This window comes from Thermosporothrix hazakensis (assembly GCF_003253565.1).
Taxonomy (GTDB): domain Bacteria; phylum Chloroflexota; class Ktedonobacteria; order Ktedonobacterales; family Ktedonobacteraceae; genus Thermosporothrix; species Thermosporothrix hazakensis.
Genome location: NZ_QKUF01000011.1, coordinates 94918 through 112655 on the forward strand (window position 1 = coordinate 94918; position 17738 = coordinate 112655).

The window sequence follows — 17738 nt, forward strand, 5'->3', positions numbered from 1 at the left end:
TTTCACTGTCCAAAACCTGCCTCTGGTTGTACAATGAAATCGGAAGCTTTGTGTGTTGCTTCCCTTCACGATCCTCGGCATGAGAAAAGCGTGCTGGCGGTGAAAATGGTACCCCCATTCTTGGTATGGAAGGAAACCATCAGGTGTATGGCAGAGGCAAAAAAGACAATAATTGATAATTACTATCTCTTGCAGCCTCTGGGGAAGGGCGCTTTCGGAGAGGTATTTCTTGCCGAAAAGATCCCCGGGAGAAAGCGCTATGCGGTGAAGATCCTGAACTCGCAGACCGGGAAAGAGAGCCTCCGGGGCTTTCTGAACGAAGCTCGCACTTCGCGACTGGAACATCCGCATATTGTGCGCATCAGGGATTTTGGCATTGATGGCGAGACGCCGTTTATTGTCATGGACTATATCGAAGGGGGCACGCTGCGTCAGTTGCACCCGCATCGGGAGCCGCTTCCGCTCAAGACGGTGCTCTCGTATGTTCGGCAAATCGGTTCAGCGCTGCAATACGCGCATAATGAGGGGCTGGTACATCGAGATGTCAAGCCGGAGAACCTGCTTGTCGGCTCGGATGGCAAGATTCTCCTGAGTGATTTCGGGATTGTCACCACGTCGCTGAGCTGGAATCCGGCGGCGGCTCCCGGGATCGCCGGGACCGCGGTGTATATGGCGCCCGAGCAGATTCAGGGGCAGCCGGTGCGCGCAAGCGATCAATATGCACTGGCGGCTATTGTATATGAGTGGCTGGTTGGTGTCCCACCGTTTCGGGGGAATTGGACAGAAATCATGGCGCAGCATCTCAAAGCCGAGCCGCCCTCAATTGTTGAGCAAAACCCCGACGTGCCGGAGGCGGTCGAGAAAGTGGTGCTCAAGGCGCTTGAGAAGAATCCCGGGATGCGTTTTGCCAGTGTGAGCGATTTCGTTGAGGCTTTCGAGCAGGCGTGCAGGCCTCCTGTCGGGACGACACTGCTTGAGCTAGATGGGCAGGCTGATCTGATGACATCGCTTGCATGGTCACCTGATGGCACACAACTTTTGCTGGCAAGCCGCGAGAACGCCTTGCATCGTTGGGATGCAGAGACCGGGCAAGATCTGGGGTGCAGGCGCGGTGCTTTGCTTGAGGCAACCGCGATTGCCTGTTCGCCTGATGGGACTCTGGTGGCTGTTGCAGGCCGCGATCGCCGTATTCAGATCTGGGAGGTTGAACGAGAGAAGACGTTGACTATCTGCCGGGGACATGTAGATGAGGTACTCGCGCTAGCGTGGTCGCCTGATGGGCGCTATCTGGCCTCGGGAGGCAGTGACAGGACTATTCAACTCTGGTTGGCGCAGAGCGGCAAAAATCTGACAGCCTCTATCGGGCATGTAGATGAGGTGCTCGCGCTAGCGTGGTCGCCTGATGGCCTGTATCTGGCCTCGGCGAGCTACGATACGCGGGTGCATGTGTATGAGGCGCTGACGGGCAAGAAGCTGATGAGCTATCGCTGTGAGGCCGGGGTCTATGCGCTAGCGTGGTCGCCTGATAGCACGTATCTGGCTGCTGCAAGCTATGATACAACGGTGCGCGTCTACAATATCAAGAGCGGGCAAGAGGTGCAGTGCTATCAGCAGCATACTGCCGGTGTATTTGCGGTCTGCTGGTCGCCTGATGGTGGGTTGATTGCTTCGGGAGACGACGACGCACAGATTCATGTCTGGCAGGCCATCAGCGGGAAGCAGGTATATGTCTATTGCGGCCATACAGGCGGTATCAGGGCTCTTGCCTGGGCACCTGCTACCGCGTGCATTGCCTCGGGTGGCCTGGAGCGGAAGGTGCTGCTCTGGCAGGCTCCCGACTCCTGGACCACATAAGCTTGACACTCCTCCCGGCTCAAGCCGTGGGACTTCTGGCGCTTGCTGGTAAGCGTTTTATTTCTTCTTGCGCTTCTTCTTGACGATCACAACTCTTGTACCCTTGCCGCTCTGCGCTGGCATCGACTCAGGAAGCACGTTCATGAGATGTGGCCCCTTCTGCCAGGAGGTGGTGAGCGCCAGACCTTGATTGGCGATACTATCAGAAGGCGCCTGTTCGTGCACCTTTTGCCAGTGCTCGGTTGCACTGATCAGGTCATTGAGCATCAGGCAGGTCATCGCAAGCGCGTTCCGTGCCTCTCGGTCATGCGGGTACCAGTAGACGAGAGCGGCAAAACATTCACGCGCCTGCTCCAGTTGATGCTGCTGGACGAGGTCCAGTCCTCTGTTAAAGAGCCGGGCCGCGTAATCAAGGGTCTGCGCGTATGCTTTTAGCGGGAGACCACAGCGTGCGCATATATCGGCTGTGGGGAGGTTTTCCGCTCGACAACTCGGCTCGGGGCAGAAGAGCTTCATTCTTGCGTTCTCCTTTTGGCGTCATCTGCCGAGATATCCTCGACCAATTCTCCGATGCTTGAGCCAACCGCTTTTGCATTCATTACCATAGTTTTGATCTGTTGCAGGCGGGCGCGAACCTGAGCGACGCGACGCAGCACCAATAGCGGATTGCTTTGCAGGTCGCGGGTGGACGCGTTGAGCTGGTTTCGAAGCAGAATGATCTCGTTCTGGACATCGCTTTGTTTTTTGGCGCGCGCCAGTTGCTCGATCTCATCCGCATCGAGCAGGGCATAGCGAATTTGTCTGGCTGCTCGCTCGGGTTCGGTGAGCGTCTCCGGGTTCTCGACGATCTGACCGTAGACGATGCCCAGGTGATCGCGGATCGCATGCAGCGCGACCAGCACATCAGCGTAGGAGACCTGATCGTGAGCCACAATGGCCTGTTCGCCTTTGCGTTTTTGCTTCTCGATCTCGTGTTGCATGTCGGGCCCGTTATAGTTATGTGGGCGTTGGCCATGCTGCGCGAAATACGCATCCAGGAGACGATTGATCTCGTTGCAATCCTGGATCAACTCCTCAAAGACCTCTACAGGCGGTTCGAGCTGCTGTTCGACTGGTTTGTTGCTTTCAATAAGCTCTTCCATTTCTTCAAAATCGTGGATTGCCTGCTCGATCTCCTCGCGTTTCAGCGCCTCCTCGTAGCTCCTGCGGGCCTTCTGGTACTGATCGGCGATGTGTTGTCGGCTATCGGACAGTCTGGGCGCGATATTCTGAAAGGCCTCATCGAGCGCCAGGACCTCGTTTTCGCGTGGGAGGTCGCGCTTGGGTGGCGGGTCAATATGCATCTCAAAGGTCTTATCGGAGACGTTGCCGCGAACGGTGATACTGGCAAGTTCGTCAACATGCAGGGTGAAGCGAACAGGCGTGCCTTTCGGGAGCAACGGCAGATCATCGACGACGATTTCCTTGATTTTCTTCTTGTTCTGGTAGAGCGGCAGGCGCAGTCGCGTTGTGTCGCCGGGGTGAGAGAAAACGTCTTCTTTGCTGGCAGGGAGGGCCGAAAGGGCTTTGATGAGTTCCTTGCGATAGGGCTTGCCATCGCGGCTCACTTCCAGGTAAATCGATTTTGAAAGGAGGGCCGTGCCAACTGACCCGCCGGTCGGACGAAGAGCGTCCTGGCTCTGGTAGATTGTGCGATGCAGGCGAGCAAGTGGTGTTCCGCTGCTGTCAAAGATCTCGAAGACAAGCTGATTCTCGATCCCCGGCTGAAGTGGGACGCGCGTAAAGCCGAAGATGCCGCCATTTTTCAGCTCCTGCTCATCATCGAAGCTTACATTGGCAATGGTCAGGCGAATGAAGCCGCCCGTAAGGTCGATTCCCGGCTTGAGTGCCTCAATGGTACCGCCGATGTTGATCTGTTTCGACGAGGTTGCACTGATGCCGCGGAAGAGGGCGCGGATGCTGCGTTGCTCATCGTAGATCACCAGCCCACCCGTTGCGGCGGCGCGGATCTCGGCCCCAAGCGCGACGATGGTATCAACTTTCTTATAGACTGGCTCTGTGCATTTGGCGCGCGGCTCGTTGATGGCCGGGTCCTGACAGAAATGCTTGCGCACCAGCTCGCGTACCAGTGGAATATGGGTTGTGCCGCCCGCAAGAATAATCGCATCCACGTCGGCAAGCGTGATGCCCGCTTTCTGGCGCGCAAGATCGAGCGCCTGATGGCAATAGGGGATTGTTCGTTCTACAATTGGTTGAATGAGCTTTTCAAAGTCGCCGATCTCAAACGGGATATCGATGTTGACCGGAAGCCCATTTTTATCATAGAGGTTCGATTGGCTGCGCAAAATGAACTCATCGGCGGTGGAGAGCGCTTTCTTGACGCCTTCAGCAAGCAATTTGAGCTTCTCGAAGCGGTGACGATCTTCGGGATCGTTCTTGACGTCTAGATCCAGCTCGTAGCCCTCGGTGATAAGGCGCTGACGCAGCTCTTCAGCTAGTGTGGCATCGATGTCATCTCCGCCCAGACGGTTGTTTCCGCTAATGCCCAGAACCTCGAACGAGCCCTCGGTACAGCGAAGAATCGAGACGTCGAATGTGCCGCCACCAAAGTCGTAGACCAGGAAGACACCGTTCTGCACCTGATTCTGCCAGCAATAGTAGCTTGCGGCGGCAGTTGGCTCGTGGAGCAGCTCGAGAACCTGAAGGCCTGCTATTTCGGCGGCCTTGCGCGTCGCCTCGATTTGGGGTTGATCGAAATAGGCCGGGACGGTGACAATGGCGCGGTCAACGATCCAGGTGGTGTCATCGGTAGAGAGCGCTGCCGCATCCTCTTCGATTTGCCGCTTCATCTCGCTCAGGATCAGGGCTGATACCTGTTCGGGGGTCAGTAGTTCGTCGCTGAGGCGAACTTGCGTCTGCTGGCCCATTAAGCGCTTGATTGATCGAATCGGCTCAGGAGTTGTGCCGATGCGTTGAAATGCTTTGGAGCCTACCACGATCTGGTGCGTTCTGGGATCTTTCCAGACGCAGCTTGGTGTGGTTTCGCGGCGAGTACGAGCATCCTTGTGAATAATAATTTCAGTATCGGTTCGATTCATAATCGCAACAGCGCTATTTGTTGTGCCGAGATCGATGCCCACTGCTTTGCTGACAAATTGTTTGGTCATGCATCCTCCTTCGCTGTCTCGGGAGCGCCCATAATCACGCGCCCCTGGCGGATCAAAACGGTATCGCCTGTCTGCATACGGATAATTGGTTCTTGCACTTCTATGACCAGTTCTTCGGTGTAGTCGGGATGATGTCGCCAGTGCTCGATCTCGACTATATTTTTAACGTCGGCATAGGTCTTTCCCAGAGGGACGATGATTTCAATGCCTGCCCTTGTAAGCACGTCGCGCATTTGTTCTTTCAGAATCGAGAGCGACTTATGAATATGCTTGAACGGAGGTCGTTCTTCCGGCGGGGACGGAGCATTCTCAAATCGTTCCTTGTATCGGGCGAGCAGCATGTCAAGCTGATAGAGGAGCACCGCCTGTTCTGCCAGTAGATCGAAGGTGGCTGAGAGAGAGGCTTCCTGCTGTTGTCGAAATGCCATCCGCTCACTATGCAGTATATGGAGAACCTGTTCGATCGCGGCTGTGGGTGGTATCATCTCATCCGCTCGATTCAGAGTCTCGCGTCTTTGAAAAGCGCTCCAATCAGGAAATGAGTTCACTGATGACATTCCACTCCTCCATTGCTGGTGTTGTGCATTCTGGAACACAGGGCGCGTGATCGAGCACGCTTTCTATGTCCGCTTTCTCAACCTTCTGTGCGAGTTTGAGAAGGGATTGCAGTAATACTGGCATATTGACCTGTTGCGTCGGTGTCGGCTGCGACTCTTTTGCCAGCGCGGCCAGCGTGATTGGCTTGCGGCGCTGTTTGCGGGCGAAGTTCTCCCATTCCTCGTTCTCGTACCGCGTGTCGGGAAGCTCGAGGAGCTCATATTCAAGGCGTGTTTCGGGATTGCTCTTGAGTTGCTCGGTTGCCCAGTGGATAAGCATCGCCTGCTCTTTGTTCTCGGCGATCTGGTGCAGATCCTCGCCACGAGCGACGATTTCAGCCAGCGTGGAGCCCGTCGGGAGCCTGAGCACGCAGAAAGGATTGGGCTTTTCCTGGTCGGGCATGGAACCTTCCTTTCAGTTATAGTTTTGTCTATTTATCGTGCATATCGTATTAATCTCTCAATGGTCTGCTTCATTTCTTGTATAGCCTCTTCATCTGGAGCGTATTGAAGCGCCGTATTGATATTTGTTTGTGCCTCGGAACGGAGCCCTCGTAGGCCGCACCAGTATGCTTTAGCGGCGTAGACAATCCCTCGCAAAATGTTGATCTCTTTGGGATTCTGAATATAAGGCTCTGCATCCTGAATCTCTTGCAACGCCTCGGTAAAGTGATAGGTTTTTATCAGTGCTGTCACCTTTTGATCAAGCTGTGCGAGAACGACCTGTCTGGCGCTCTGCAAAAGCTCTTCCGTGCCGATATAGTTAGGACACCATGCAATGGATTCTTCAAGATATGTAATGGCTTTCTGTGGATCATCATGGGTAAATCCATAATAGTTGTAAAAGGTGGCAAGGATCTGGTTCTCGCGCGTGTAGATCGCTTTTTTGTCGCAAAGCACATGCAGTTGATCCGCTATAGGTTTTGCTTCCTGTAACTTGTCGTACATGACTTTTTCGCCATGCAATAGATGCAAATCATAGCTCCACTGGTTATACCAGTTCAGCGCGTTGAGCAGAACGCGCTTCGATGGAATTTCCAGGGCAAGAAAATCATGTAGTATTTTGAGGGCAGGTTGATAGTTTTTGCGTATGCCTTCGGGCAACTTTTTGATTGCTTCGGCGTTTTCGGCCTCGCGCTCGGCTTCTGCGACCAGAGACGCGACCCAGCTCTCGAAGAGATCTTCCGCCTGCGCGCTTGCCTGATGCATTCTGGACTCGTTGACCTCAATCGCATAGGTAATGTGATACCGCTTGAGTTCCTGAAGTAACGCCTGCTTGCCTTTTAGACAGAGCGTGAGACAGCGGAGATGGGCGGCTGCTTGCTGATGGTCGCCTGCACTGAAGGCTTTTTTGCTGATCGTGCTATGGTGTGTCAGGATAGATTGCAGCATGTTCGTCCTGACCTGCTCGATTTGGGCGGGCTCGGCGCTTGAACTCCTGTGCGCGAAGTGCGACCAGAAGGAGTCCGAGCAGAGCAGCAGCACCCAGAGCGCCGTGCTGATGGTCCATGCCTGCTCGTCTGTTGTGCCCTTTGCCTGCTGGGCCAGCGCGGATTCACGGTAGAGGATGCCAAGCGTATGCATAAATGGGATCTCTCCACTGTATTTTGAAAGCACATCCTGCCATTCCTGCTCTATTTGCTGTTTCCGTTTATAAAACAGGGCAGCATACAGGATCGGGCTTTGCCCAATGATTTGCGCGATATAATTGTAGCGCCCGATGGTGTCTACGGGAATATCGAGCGCGGGGAAGAGGAACCTGAGCAGGTGAATAGTTGTCCCCTGTAGCTCAAGCGAGCGAGCATGTTCTTGAAGCTGCTGGTAGGCGCGACTTTTGCGGTCGCTGATCTGTTGACCGGCCTTGCGCAGGGATGCAGCGGCCTCAAGAAACGCGCCATTATTGTAGGCCTGTACAGCCAGGAAGCTTTGCAGGCGGATATATTCCTGTTGCCAGGCCTCTTGCTTGTTTGCTTTGAGCACCTGTTCCCATAGCGAAACGGCCACGCTTGTCTCTCCAAGTGCGGTGGCAATGCGGGCCAGTTGCGCCTTGTCTTCATCCCTGAGCGGTTGCTGTGCCAGTCGCGTCACAATGTCGGAAACGAAGGCCGGTTGTTGGGCCTGCTGACTGAAGGCGGGCAGGTGGGCGATAATCGTTTCACTATCCAGCTCTTGCCAGCGCTCTGGATCACGCAACGCCGTGTAGAGCGGCTCCGTAGCTCCTTGTGCGAGTCCCACCTGAACACGCAACGTGTTGAGGAAGGCACGCTGTATCTCAGTGTTTGGATGCTGAATACTCTCGGGAATGGCGCTGGAAGCGGGATCAGTAAGCAGACTTGCCAGATAGTGGCAGACGGTATCAAGCCAGGAATCGCCGCTTGAGATCTCGTTCAGCAGGCTGATTGCGTCCCCTTTCCGCTCATGCTGGCTGAGGACGAACGCGAGCAACAGAGAAAGCAGCCAGTCATTGCCCTGCGTCTGTCGCTTCTTTAACCGCAATACCTCGTCCAGCAGCGCCTGCTTCCGCTGTTTGTTGGCAGTGAGATAGCGGGGGAGAAACGTCGCACAAAAGCTTGCCGAGTAGAACGAGTGTGATTGGATTGATGGATTTTGTCCTGCAAATTGTGTCAGGAGTGTGTATAATGTGTCTGCTTGCCGGGCATCGGCTCCATCGGTGATACGCGCTGCCACCGTTTGCGCGATGCGGAGCGCCGGTTCCTCTTCCAGTTGGGTAATCTTGAGCAGTGCTGGCAGTTCCAGCGTCGCTTCAGCGATTTCCTGCACGGTGCCATACCAGAGCAGGAATACAGCGGCATGCCAGCTTATCCAGGGCTGAGGCGGCTTGAGCTCGTGAGCAAGTTCCCAGAGCTGACGATAGTCGCGTGCTCGTTTGGCAGGATAGACAAGGAATGAGGCGCATTTTTCCAGCGCTGGCAGGTTGGTGGAGTGTGGGTCCAGTGCAAGGGCACGCTGCCAGGAGATCGCGGCCTGAGTGCGATAATGCTCGATCAGTTGGCGCGGAGTGCCGTTCTGCGCTGCGCGATACAGCGAGAAGAGGCCGTGCAGGTAGAACGCATCGGCTCGCTGGTATCTGGTCAGCGTTTCGCTCTGGCGGAGCGCGGTATCAAGGGAGCCCGTTCGCGCCTCGATGTAAGCGGAGAGCAGGTTCGTGGTGTAGTCATGCTGTATTTTACGCGCTTGCGTGATGTATGGTCGTGCCTCTTTGAATCTGTGCTGCTTGACATAGTAGACGGCCAGAAAGAGAGCTGCTCGGTGATACTGGAACGTGATCGCTGCCTCGTGTAGATCCCTGATCCCTTGCTCGGTATCGTGCTTGCGGAGCGCCAGCAGACCCCGCCAGAAAAGCTGGCAGGCGTGCGGTAGATGCTGGATGATTGGATGCTGGACCAGCTCTTCAAAAAGCGCGATATTCCCTTCGTGGGCCACCTCTGCCAGCTTTGCCCTGTAGAGCTCAAGGCGTTCCTCAAGCGTATATAAATCCTTTTGCAGCAATCCAGTGATATCGCTCGTCTTCTTGATCAGTTCCAGACGAGAGACAATGACTTTTGATATACGGCTCTCGATCTGCTCTTTGGGTTTCTGCTTCACCTGGATATGTTGCTGCTCAGCCAGCGCTGCATCTGTATCGAGAAGCAGCAGCGCCACCGGCCAGCGACGGTTTGTGTTGACGTTCTGTGTATAGCACTCGACCATCGCCTGAGGATTACCAATCAGCATGGCGGCCCAGGCTGCATAGTAGATCTGCTCACCGCGCCGGGTGACCAGCGGAAAGAGCAGCTCGAACGCCTTGTGTGCATCCCCTTGTAGAAGATACAACCGCCCGAGAGCTGCATTGAGCGCGTTTTCAACATAGGGTTGTAGCGGATGATGCCTGAACTGCTCAAACTGAGCAATAGTGCAGGGAGGTGGCCCGGGAAGCGGCTTCTGTAGCCAATCGGATAGGAGACAGAGATCATTGAGTGCGCGAAAAGCTTCATCCTGTTGCAGGTATGGGCGATGACGGGGCTCTTGAAGCCAATTCTGGGCGTCTTTGTACTGTTTGAGCTGTATCTGTGTGATGATCAGACCAAGCAAGCTCTGTTTGTCGGTGCTGTCCAGCGCGTAGGCCTGCTTGAAGTGCTCTAATGCCTGCTTCAGTTCTCTGCTGATGCGAAGCTGATAGAGTCCCTGTGTCCGCTCTAATGTCTGTTGCAGAGGCGAATGGAGCGTAACGAGCAATCCGGGACTGGACGCGGCACTTGCAGTGACAAGGGCGTTTGCGATGGCATAGATGCGTTGAAGCTGTTCCGTTTCGGTCGAGAAATCGGCCCGGCAGGCGCCCTCAAGCTGCGTGAGTATCAGCATGTCGGCTGTGGGTGATGCGACCTGTTGCAGGTAGTTGACGTACAGGCTGATATATTGCTTGTCGAATGCGCCTTTTTGAGCAAGCATCCGAATGCTTTGTGCTTTTTGCTCCTGGGTGGAGGCCGGATTGCTGTAGAGAAAGGCCAGGAGATCATGTGCTTGTTTTAGACTGCCATGCTTCTCATAGAGCTCAACGAGCTGAAAACCGAGCGGGGCGACGTTCAGGCCTTTTTTGCCCGAGTGCTGTGTCAGGAGCCTGCACGCTTTGTCGATGGACAGCAGATCGTCGCCTGTGAGAAGTGGGATCAAGGCTGGATAGAAGAAGCTTTCCAGGTAGCGGAGGCCGAAATCAAGGTAGTCTTCGGGTGCTTGTTGAATGTCCTGACACGCACTGCGCAAGAGGGACAGGCGGGTTATCGGGTTGGGTTCGGCCTGGATTGTTGCCAGTTGTTTTCGATGCTGTGCCCTCTTTTTGTTTTGTAGGAGATCAAGAAAGTTTTGTATGCCCATACATCAAGTCGCTTTCCATTGCATTCATCTCGCTTGTGCACAGTGTAGCCTATTTTTGTCTCTCTGTCTATTGCGGAAGCTATAGTAATGGAAAGGGAAAAGTTGTATACTTTATTCTTTGGAGCGATTTTTACTTTGTACGTGCATTCCTGCCACAGCAGCATTTGTTTGCATGCTATGTGCCGGGTACATCTGGTAAAAAAAGTGCTTGACAACTGGTCGGTGTATCCTCTATACTGAAGAGGAAAATACATTGACTGCTAAAGGGGGAAATCATGCGGCGAAAGATCAATCTTCAAGGTGCCCCTTTCTGTTCAACTCACCGCTAAAGACAGAATATCCTTGAGTTTATTGCCGTAAGCAGCGTATTGCTGCCTGATTGACAATTCATCTTTTCTGCAAGGTACGTTGAGCATATTCTAGAAAGCTGCCCTTTTTTGTAGCTCCCGGGGCACCCTCCACATTCTAGAACTTCTTCATTTTTCTCCAATTTGATCCTTATTGCTTGCAGAAAAGGAGTCTCCTTTTTGATGAAGACGCTCAATATTGGAATTGTGGCGCATGTTGATGCAGGAAAGACCAGTCTGACAGAACGAATCCTTTATGAAACACATGTAATTACGGAAATCGGGAAGGTTGATCAGGGGAATACACAGACGGACTCACTGGAATTGGAGCGAAGGCGCGGAATCACGATTAAAGCATCAGTCGTTTCATTTTTTGTGCAGGATGTCAAGATCAATCTGATTGATACCCCGGGCCATGCCGACTTTATTGCGGAGGTTGAGCGCTCCTTTGGTGTGCTTGATGGCGCTATTCTGGTGCTTTCCGCGGTGGAAGGAGTGCAGGCGCAGACAAAAGTGCTCATGTCGGTATTGCGTCGTCTGGGCATTCCTACGATTCTTTTTGTAAATAAGATCGATCGCGGTGGCGCACAGGGGGAGACACTGATTGAGACAATCAAGGAAAAGTTGACTGAGCAGGTGATCCCCTTCTACTCTGTAACGAATGATGGAACGAAGCAGGCGGGAATCGTGCGCCGGGATGATGCAGCATTCCTCGATAGCTGTCTTGAGCTGGTTGCGTCCAATGATGAAGCTATCCTTGAGGCCTATGTGAATGATGAACCCTTCAGTGAGGAGCAGGTCAGGGCGCTGCTCATTCAACAAATACAGCATGCGAAAATCTACCCCGTCTTTTTTGGCTCGGCTATGACGGGCATCGGGGTTCCAGAATTGCTCGATGGCATTGTGCAGCTTTTCCCGATTACTGAAGGAAAAGAGGATGCCCCTTTATCAGGAGTCGTTTTTAAGCTTGAAAAAGAGACGTCGGGGGAGAAGGTTGCATATGTACGGCTTTTCTCCGGCTGCCTGGTCGTTCGGACGCATGTGCCGTTGAGCAGACGAGCGCGTGATATGAAGACGCATCTTGAGAAGGTCAAGAAGCTTCACATCTTCGTGGATGGGCATACAGAGCAAGTGCAGCGGGTTGGCGCGGGCGAGTTCTGCAAGCTCTGGGGGCTGGAAGATGTCAAAATCGGGGATATTGTGGGCGAATGGTCCGAGGCCATCAGAGAGGTACATTTTGCGGAGCCGCAGCTTGAGACGCGCATTGAGGCTGTTCCAAAGAAGAAGAATATCCTGCTCTATCGGGCATTGATCGAACTGGCGGAGGAGGACCCGTTGATCCATGTGATACGCGATGAGCTCCATAATATTACCTACCTCCGCATTTTTGGTGAGGTCCAAAAAGAGGTTATTGAGGCCATGTTACAGGAGCAATACGGGCTCACTGTGCAGTTCTCGGAAACTGGCGTTGTCTGCATAGAAAAGCCGGTCGGAGTCGGGCAGGGCCTGGAGGTGATGGGCGAAGGCGAGAATCTGTTTTACGCCACCGTTGGCATCAGGATTGAGCCCGGAGCGCCGGGCAGCGGCATCACCTATCGGCTTGAAGTGAAGCTTGGAGCGCTCCCGCTGGCATTTCATCGCGCTATTGAAGAGACGGTGTTCGAGACGCTGCGACAGGGGCTTTACGGGTGGGAGGTGACGGATGTGGTCGTTGTGCTGACCCATACCGGTTACGCAAGCCCGATTTCGACGGCCGGCGATTTCCGCAAGGTGACGCCGCTGGTGCTGATGGAGGCGCTGCGCCAGGCGGGTACGGCTGTCTATGAGCCAGTTCTACAGTTCGAGTTGAACGCGCCCACGGAGACGATCAGCACAGTGATGTTCAGGTTGGCATCTCTGCGGGCGACCTTCGAGCAGCCTGAGTTGCGCCGTGAGCAGTTTCTGTTGAAGGGACGCATGCCCGTTGCGACGGCGGAAACGCTCAAAAGAGAGTTACACGCCCTGACGAAAGGTGAAGGGGTCTTCATTACGCAACCTGTTGGATTCAGCAAGCTGGAGGGAGAGTACCCGACACGGCCACGGCTGGATTGGAACCCGCTCAATCGGAAAGAGTATATGCTGCATGTTCTGCATGCGTATTAAAAAGCGAAGGGGCTGAACTTTTTGTGTAGTTCCTGTGGCTCGCTGCTGACCGGCCTTTTCTATCAGGTGTTCATTCTTCTTTGTATGATACCTGGATTTTGTTCCTTCTCTTATATTACGAATAGAGGCGCTCTGTCCCGAAGTTGCATTTTTGATGCGCTGCATGCTGCTGGCAGGACCGGGAATACAGGGCGTCTTTTTCAGGTTATACTCTATAAGAGCTATTGGAAAGGATACATTGTATGGCAGAACATACTTTACCATATACAGCGAGCGAAAGTGTGAAACAGCCGAAACGGCTTCGTCTCGGTCTGAACATACAGAATGAAGGAACAGTGAAAACGATTGAGCGCATTAAAGAGGCAGAAGCGGCAGGAGTAGAGCAGGTTTGGATGACGCAGTCCCCGACTCCCGGGGATACACTGATGACGCTCGCGCTGGCCGGTGCACAAACGCAACGTATCCGCCTGGGCACGTCGATTATCCCTATTTTCCCTCGCAATCCACTCGCGATGGTGCTTGAGACGGTCACAATCAACGATGTGGTTCCGGGGCGCTTCCGGCTTGGCATCGGACCCAGTCACCGCCCGATCATGGAGAAGGTCTACGGCGTGCATTTCTCCAGGCCGCTGGAACATCTGCATGAATATACTACCATTGTTCGCACCGCTCTGAATGAGGGCTCAGTAAACTACGACGGCAACAACTATCATGTTCATGCGCAGCTTCCATCTGCCTCGCCAACTCCGGTGCTTATCTCGGCGCTTGGTGAGCAGTCGTTTCGCCTTGCCGGTCAGGTGGCCGACGGGGCGATTTCCTGGCTCTGTCCCGTCCCTTACCTGCTGAAAACCTCGCTCCCGGCCCTTCAGCAGGGCGCTCAGGAGGCCCGGCGCCCGACACCTCCGCTGGTTGCTCATGTGATAGTCGCGATGAGTGATGATCGCACTGCCATCCAGGATGTCGCACAGAAGCGCTTGCAGGGCTATACCACGCTGCCATTTTATCGGAACATGTTTGAGGCTGCGGGCTTTCCGCTTGGCAAGGATAATGCCGGCTTTCCCGCCCTGATTGATGAGCTGGTAATCAGCGGAACCGGTCAGCAGGTTGCTGAGCGCCTGGATGCTTTGTTGACGCAGGGAGTGGATGAGCTGCTGATTATGCAGGTACCGGTGAAAGACGAGGAAAAAGAACTACAGCAGCTTATGCGGATAATAGGATCAATGTAAGAAAGAAGGGTGGGGACATGTTTCATGTCCCTGCTTTCTTTTTTGGGTGATTGGAAAAGAGAAATAATGGTTTGATGAGCATTTCACTACGCTATCGCGTTCGCACTCATTGAAGCAAGGGACTGCACTCTAGCGGGTTGTTTTACGAGCGGTCCGTTTTCTCATTTTTGGCTAGCACTTTCTGCCCGATCAAGCGTATTGTAGGGGTAAAATCTGCCAGTAGGGACCGTAAAAAAGGAGGTCCGGAAGATGGAACGAAGCGTATCGCGTGGGGTGGCCTGGATTGGCTACTGTGCAAGCGTATGGGCGCTGCTCTTCTGCATATCTATTGAGCTGCGGGAGGCTCTTTCGGGCTTTTGCCGGGGCAGTCAGTTCAACAGGCGGGGGGCGTATTACTGATTATCAATACAGGAGCAATACCATGGTGTATTATTGCGATGCTGCTGGCATTGATGTTGGTGCAGCGATGGGGGCAAAGCGTCCCGTTCTGGATGCTGCGTACGGCGGCCTGGGTGGCGTCTGGGCTTGCGCGGGCTGGTGGGGATCGTGGATAGCTCGGTTGCCGCGATGTTTTTCTATGCTATCTGGTTTGTGCTGGGTGGCGTGTTGTTCTTGCTACTGGCTGTCCTGGTGCGGCGTCAGCGAATCTGATTCTCGGGTGGCTGTACAATAGAGAGGGAACGGGATGCTTGAATGATTGCTGAGGCTGGCCTATGCTCAGGCGTTGTGGCGCTGAATTTCTCGGAATGTTTGCTTATGTCTTGCTTGGATGTGGCACGCGCATTTTGCTGGAAAATCCCGAACATTTGTTGTCTGTCCATCTCACCTTTGGCTTCACACTTTTCATCATGACCTACTCGCTTGGTCATATCTCGGGTGCGCCCCTGAACCCGGCGGTGATTTTCGGGCTTGCGGTAGCGCGTCGTTTCCCGTGGCGCTTTGTCTGGCTGTACTGGCTGGCTCAGGTTGGTGGAGCGCTGGCTGCGAGTTGTGTGCATTTTCTGTTGATCCCGCTCCAATCAGCGCATGCTCTCTTTGGCGCGACCATTCCACAGGTGGGGATCGTGCAGGCAATCGCTATCGAAGCGCTGCTAGACTTCTTTCTGATGATTGTGGTGCTGGCGGCACTGACGGATACACGTGTGAGTCGCGCTGTGCCGGGGCTCTCGATCGGGTTGACGATTACGGTTGGAGGCTTGTTTGCGGACTCGCTGACGGGTGGCAGTATGAATCCCGCCCGAAGCCTCGCGCCGGCGCTTCTGGTAGGAGGTCAGGCGCTTGCGACGGTGTGGGTCTACTGGCTCGGGCCGCTACTCGGGACGACGTGTGGGGCATTGATCTACGAGGCGCTACGTGGTGGTGAAGTCTATGCGCGTCGGCTTCTGGAGCAGGATCAGCCGCAGGGTGACGAGCGAGAGCCATAGCTGTTTCAGATGGATGGAGGGTTGACAAGCAACCTCTTTTGTGGCATAACTGGGAAGACGAGCGTGTCTCTATCGGGTTCTTATCTGGATTCCTTTCGTTCTACAAAACGCTTATCCCTTGTGATATTTGGCACGCTCTTTCTCTTTTTCGTTCTCCTCTTTTGCATCTGCTGTTATGGGAAGAAGAATCTCAATCGTTGTCCCCTGATCTCTGGTGGAATGCAGCGTAAAATGTCCTCCTAGCGCTTCTACACGCTCGCGAATGCCTCGAAGCCCATAATGTCCGTTCTGTACAGGATCACGCTGAAGGCACTCCTCAGGCAGGCCGACGCCATCATCATGAATACTCATTGCACACTGGTCTGCTTGCTTGCTGAGTTCAAGTGTTACATTTCGGGCATGTGCATGTTTTTCGATATTGGTAAAGGCCTCCTGACTGACCTTCCAGAGCGCCTCGGAGACCGTTTCTGGAACTGGCTCGTCTTCGGCGGGAAGGGTGTAGCTCACATGGATGCCCGTGCGTTGTGCCAGCTCACCGATGGAGCGCTTGAGGGCATGATAGATGTGCTCGCGTTCGAGCGTAGGCGAGCGCAGGTTTGCGATTGAGGCGCGCAGGGCTGTCATGGTGCCGCGTGTGATCTCCTTTGTTTCCTCTATTTCACGCTCGCAGCGGGCGGGGTCGCGCTCGCGCAGGCGTTGAGCGGCTTCCAGCTTGACCGAGATCAGCACCAGTGCATGTCCGATGGTATCATGCATCTCACGAGCCAGCCGCGTGCGCTCACGTAGCACGGCGAGTTCCTGCTGCTGCTCGATCGATTGAGCCAGTTGTTGGTGAGCCTCCTCCAGTTCTGCGTTTGCTTGTGCCAGTTGTTTCATCAACGTGGTACGCTTGTAGCGTTCGTTCAGCAGGTTTTGTATAAGATACTGGAAGCCAATCATGCTGGCGATGGGGAGTGCCATCGAGAAGAGCCAGAGCAGATTTTCGCTGTTGATTGGCCAGATTGCTCCCTGAAACGCGAAAATAGAGAGGGCGGTTATAATGCCTGCTGGAATCAACAATGTTTCACCAAAGAGCCCGAGGGTCAGCCCGAAAGCGATGTAGAACGCGCCTGAATAGCCGGGGTTGATGCACGAGAGCAGGAAAACGCAGAGATATGCCAGTATCCAGTAGAGCAGCGCCAGCGGAAACGAGGGAGGCCACCGGCGCAGTCTGAAACCAAATACAGTAACGAGATCAAAGAGGAAAACAAGGACAAGCGTGAGAAAAATGCAGGAAATGCCACGCCAATCCTGAAAATAAGCAGGATGACCTGAAAGAACATTGTAAGAAAGGAACGACATGAACAAAGTGACAATAAGCGCGAGCACGCGTAGAAACTTCTTGAGCGTTCCAAGATACAGACGGTCTTCCTCTTCCAGATTGATATGCATGATGCGCGGACCCTTTAGAATAACTTGCGCTCGCGAGCCAGTAGAGCGGCCTGAGTGCGGTTTTCAGTATGGAGTTTGTCCAGAATGGTTGAGACGTAATTCTTCACGGTTCCCTCTGCCAGTGACAATTGCTCGGCAATTTTGCGGTTGCTTGCTCCCTCTGAGATTAGTTTCAGAATTTCGATCTCGCGGGGACTCAGCTTGTCAGGCTGGGTTGAGCGTGGTGACCGGCCCTGACGCCCAAATTCGATGAGCAGCTTATTCGCGATACGTGGCTGAATCGAGGGCTCACCGGCATGGACCTGAAGGATGGTCGTGATGAGCTCGTTCGCTGGCACGTCCTTGAGCAGATAACCCATTGCTCCGGCCTTGATCGCGTCATACACGTAATCCTCGTAATCGAATGTCGTTAACATGATGATGCGGGCCTCTGGATCATGAGTGGTGAGGATCGCTGCCGCCTGAACGCCGCTCATGCGTGGCATTTGAATATCCATGAGTACGACGTCCGGACGCTTGCCCGCCGCCGTAAGTTCCTGATAGCGCTGGACTGCTTCGTTGCCGTCTGCTGCCTCACCGACAACCTGAAAGCCCGGTTCCAGTTCAAGAATGGTGCGAAGTCCCTGACGCATTAAGGTCTGATCTTCACATAGCAGAATGCTGATAGTCATAGCTCTGT

Annotated in this window: 12 protein-coding genes; 5 read left to right on the plus strand and 7 right to left on the minus strand. The window is 54.1% G+C overall.

Annotated elements, in window-relative coordinates:
• The first annotated feature begins 147 nt into the window (after positions 1-147).
• A complete protein-coding gene (locus tag EI42_RS16570) occupies positions 148-1854 on the plus strand; it encodes a WD40 repeat domain-containing serine/threonine protein kinase (RefSeq protein ID WP_170142689.1) in 1707 nt (568 codons plus the stop codon).
• A 57-nt stretch (positions 1855-1911) separates the two neighbouring features.
• Here EI42_RS16570 and EI42_RS16575 read toward each other — a convergent pair whose 3' ends face one another.
• Genes EI42_RS16575 through EI42_RS16595 form a run of 5 tightly spaced genes read right to left on the minus strand, consistent with a single transcriptional unit; the run spans position 1912 to position 10489 of the window.
• A complete protein-coding gene (locus tag EI42_RS16575) occupies positions 1912-2370 on the minus strand; it encodes a hypothetical protein (RefSeq protein WP_111323737.1) in 459 nt (152 codons plus the stop codon).
• Entirely contained in the window at positions 2367-5021 is a 2655-nt protein-coding gene (locus EI42_RS16580) for an Hsp70 family protein (protein WP_111323738.1), read from the minus strand. Before EI42_RS16580 ends, EI42_RS16575 begins: the two co-directional genes overlap by 4 nt.
• Positions 5018-5578 (minus strand): hypothetical protein, encoded by a 561-nt coding sequence (locus EI42_RS16585; protein ID WP_137686421.1) that lies wholly within the window; start codon positions 5576-5578, stop codon positions 5018-5020. Before EI42_RS16585 ends, EI42_RS16580 begins: the two co-directional genes overlap by 4 nt.
• Positions 5553-6020 (minus strand): hypothetical protein, encoded by a 468-nt coding sequence (locus EI42_RS16590; RefSeq protein WP_111323740.1) that lies wholly within the window; start codon positions 6018-6020, stop codon positions 5553-5555. The genes EI42_RS16585 and EI42_RS16590 overlap by 26 nt, the downstream gene beginning before the upstream one ends.
• Positions 6021-6052: 32 nt before the next feature.
• On the minus strand, positions 6053-10489 hold the full coding sequence (locus EI42_RS16595) for a tetratricopeptide repeat protein (RefSeq protein ID WP_111323741.1): 4437 nt from the start codon (positions 10487-10489) through the stop codon (positions 6053-6055).
• Between the two features lie 530 nt (positions 10490-11019).
• On the opposite strand from EI42_RS16595, the gene EI42_RS16600 reads away from it, so the two are divergent.
• From EI42_RS16600 to EI42_RS16610, 4 genes are all read left to right on the plus strand, one after another.
• The gene (locus EI42_RS16600; RefSeq protein WP_111323742.1) at positions 11020-12978 is read left to right on the plus strand and encodes an elongation factor G; all 1959 of its coding nucleotides are present in this window, start codon (positions 11020-11022) and stop codon (positions 12976-12978) included.
• 242 nt (positions 12979-13220) lie between these two features.
• Positions 13221-14204, plus strand: coding sequence for an LLM class flavin-dependent oxidoreductase (locus EI42_RS16605; RefSeq protein ID WP_111323743.1), 984 nt, complete (start codon positions 13221-13223; stop codon positions 14202-14204).
• Between the two features lie 249 nt (positions 14205-14453).
• The gene (locus EI42_RS32605) at positions 14454-14603 is read left to right on the plus strand and encodes a hypothetical protein (protein ID WP_170142690.1); all 150 of its coding nucleotides are present in this window, start codon (positions 14454-14456) and stop codon (positions 14601-14603) included.
• A 314-nt stretch (positions 14604-14917) separates the two neighbouring features.
• Positions 14918-15628: an MIP/aquaporin family protein gene (locus tag EI42_RS16610; protein WP_111323744.1), complete on the plus strand. Its 711-nt coding sequence runs from the start codon at positions 14918-14920 to the stop codon at positions 15626-15628.
• 111 nt (positions 15629-15739) lie between these two features.
• Here the strand turns inward: EI42_RS16610 and EI42_RS16615 are convergent, their stop codons facing one another.
• A complete protein-coding gene (locus EI42_RS16615; protein ID WP_111323745.1) occupies positions 15740-17059 on the minus strand; it encodes a sensor histidine kinase in 1320 nt (439 codons plus the stop codon).
• A 14-nt stretch (positions 17060-17073) separates the two neighbouring features.
• A complete protein-coding gene (locus tag EI42_RS16620; RefSeq protein WP_111323746.1) occupies positions 17074-17730 on the minus strand; it encodes a response regulator in 657 nt (218 codons plus the stop codon).
• Positions 17731-17738: the final 8 nt, after the last annotated feature.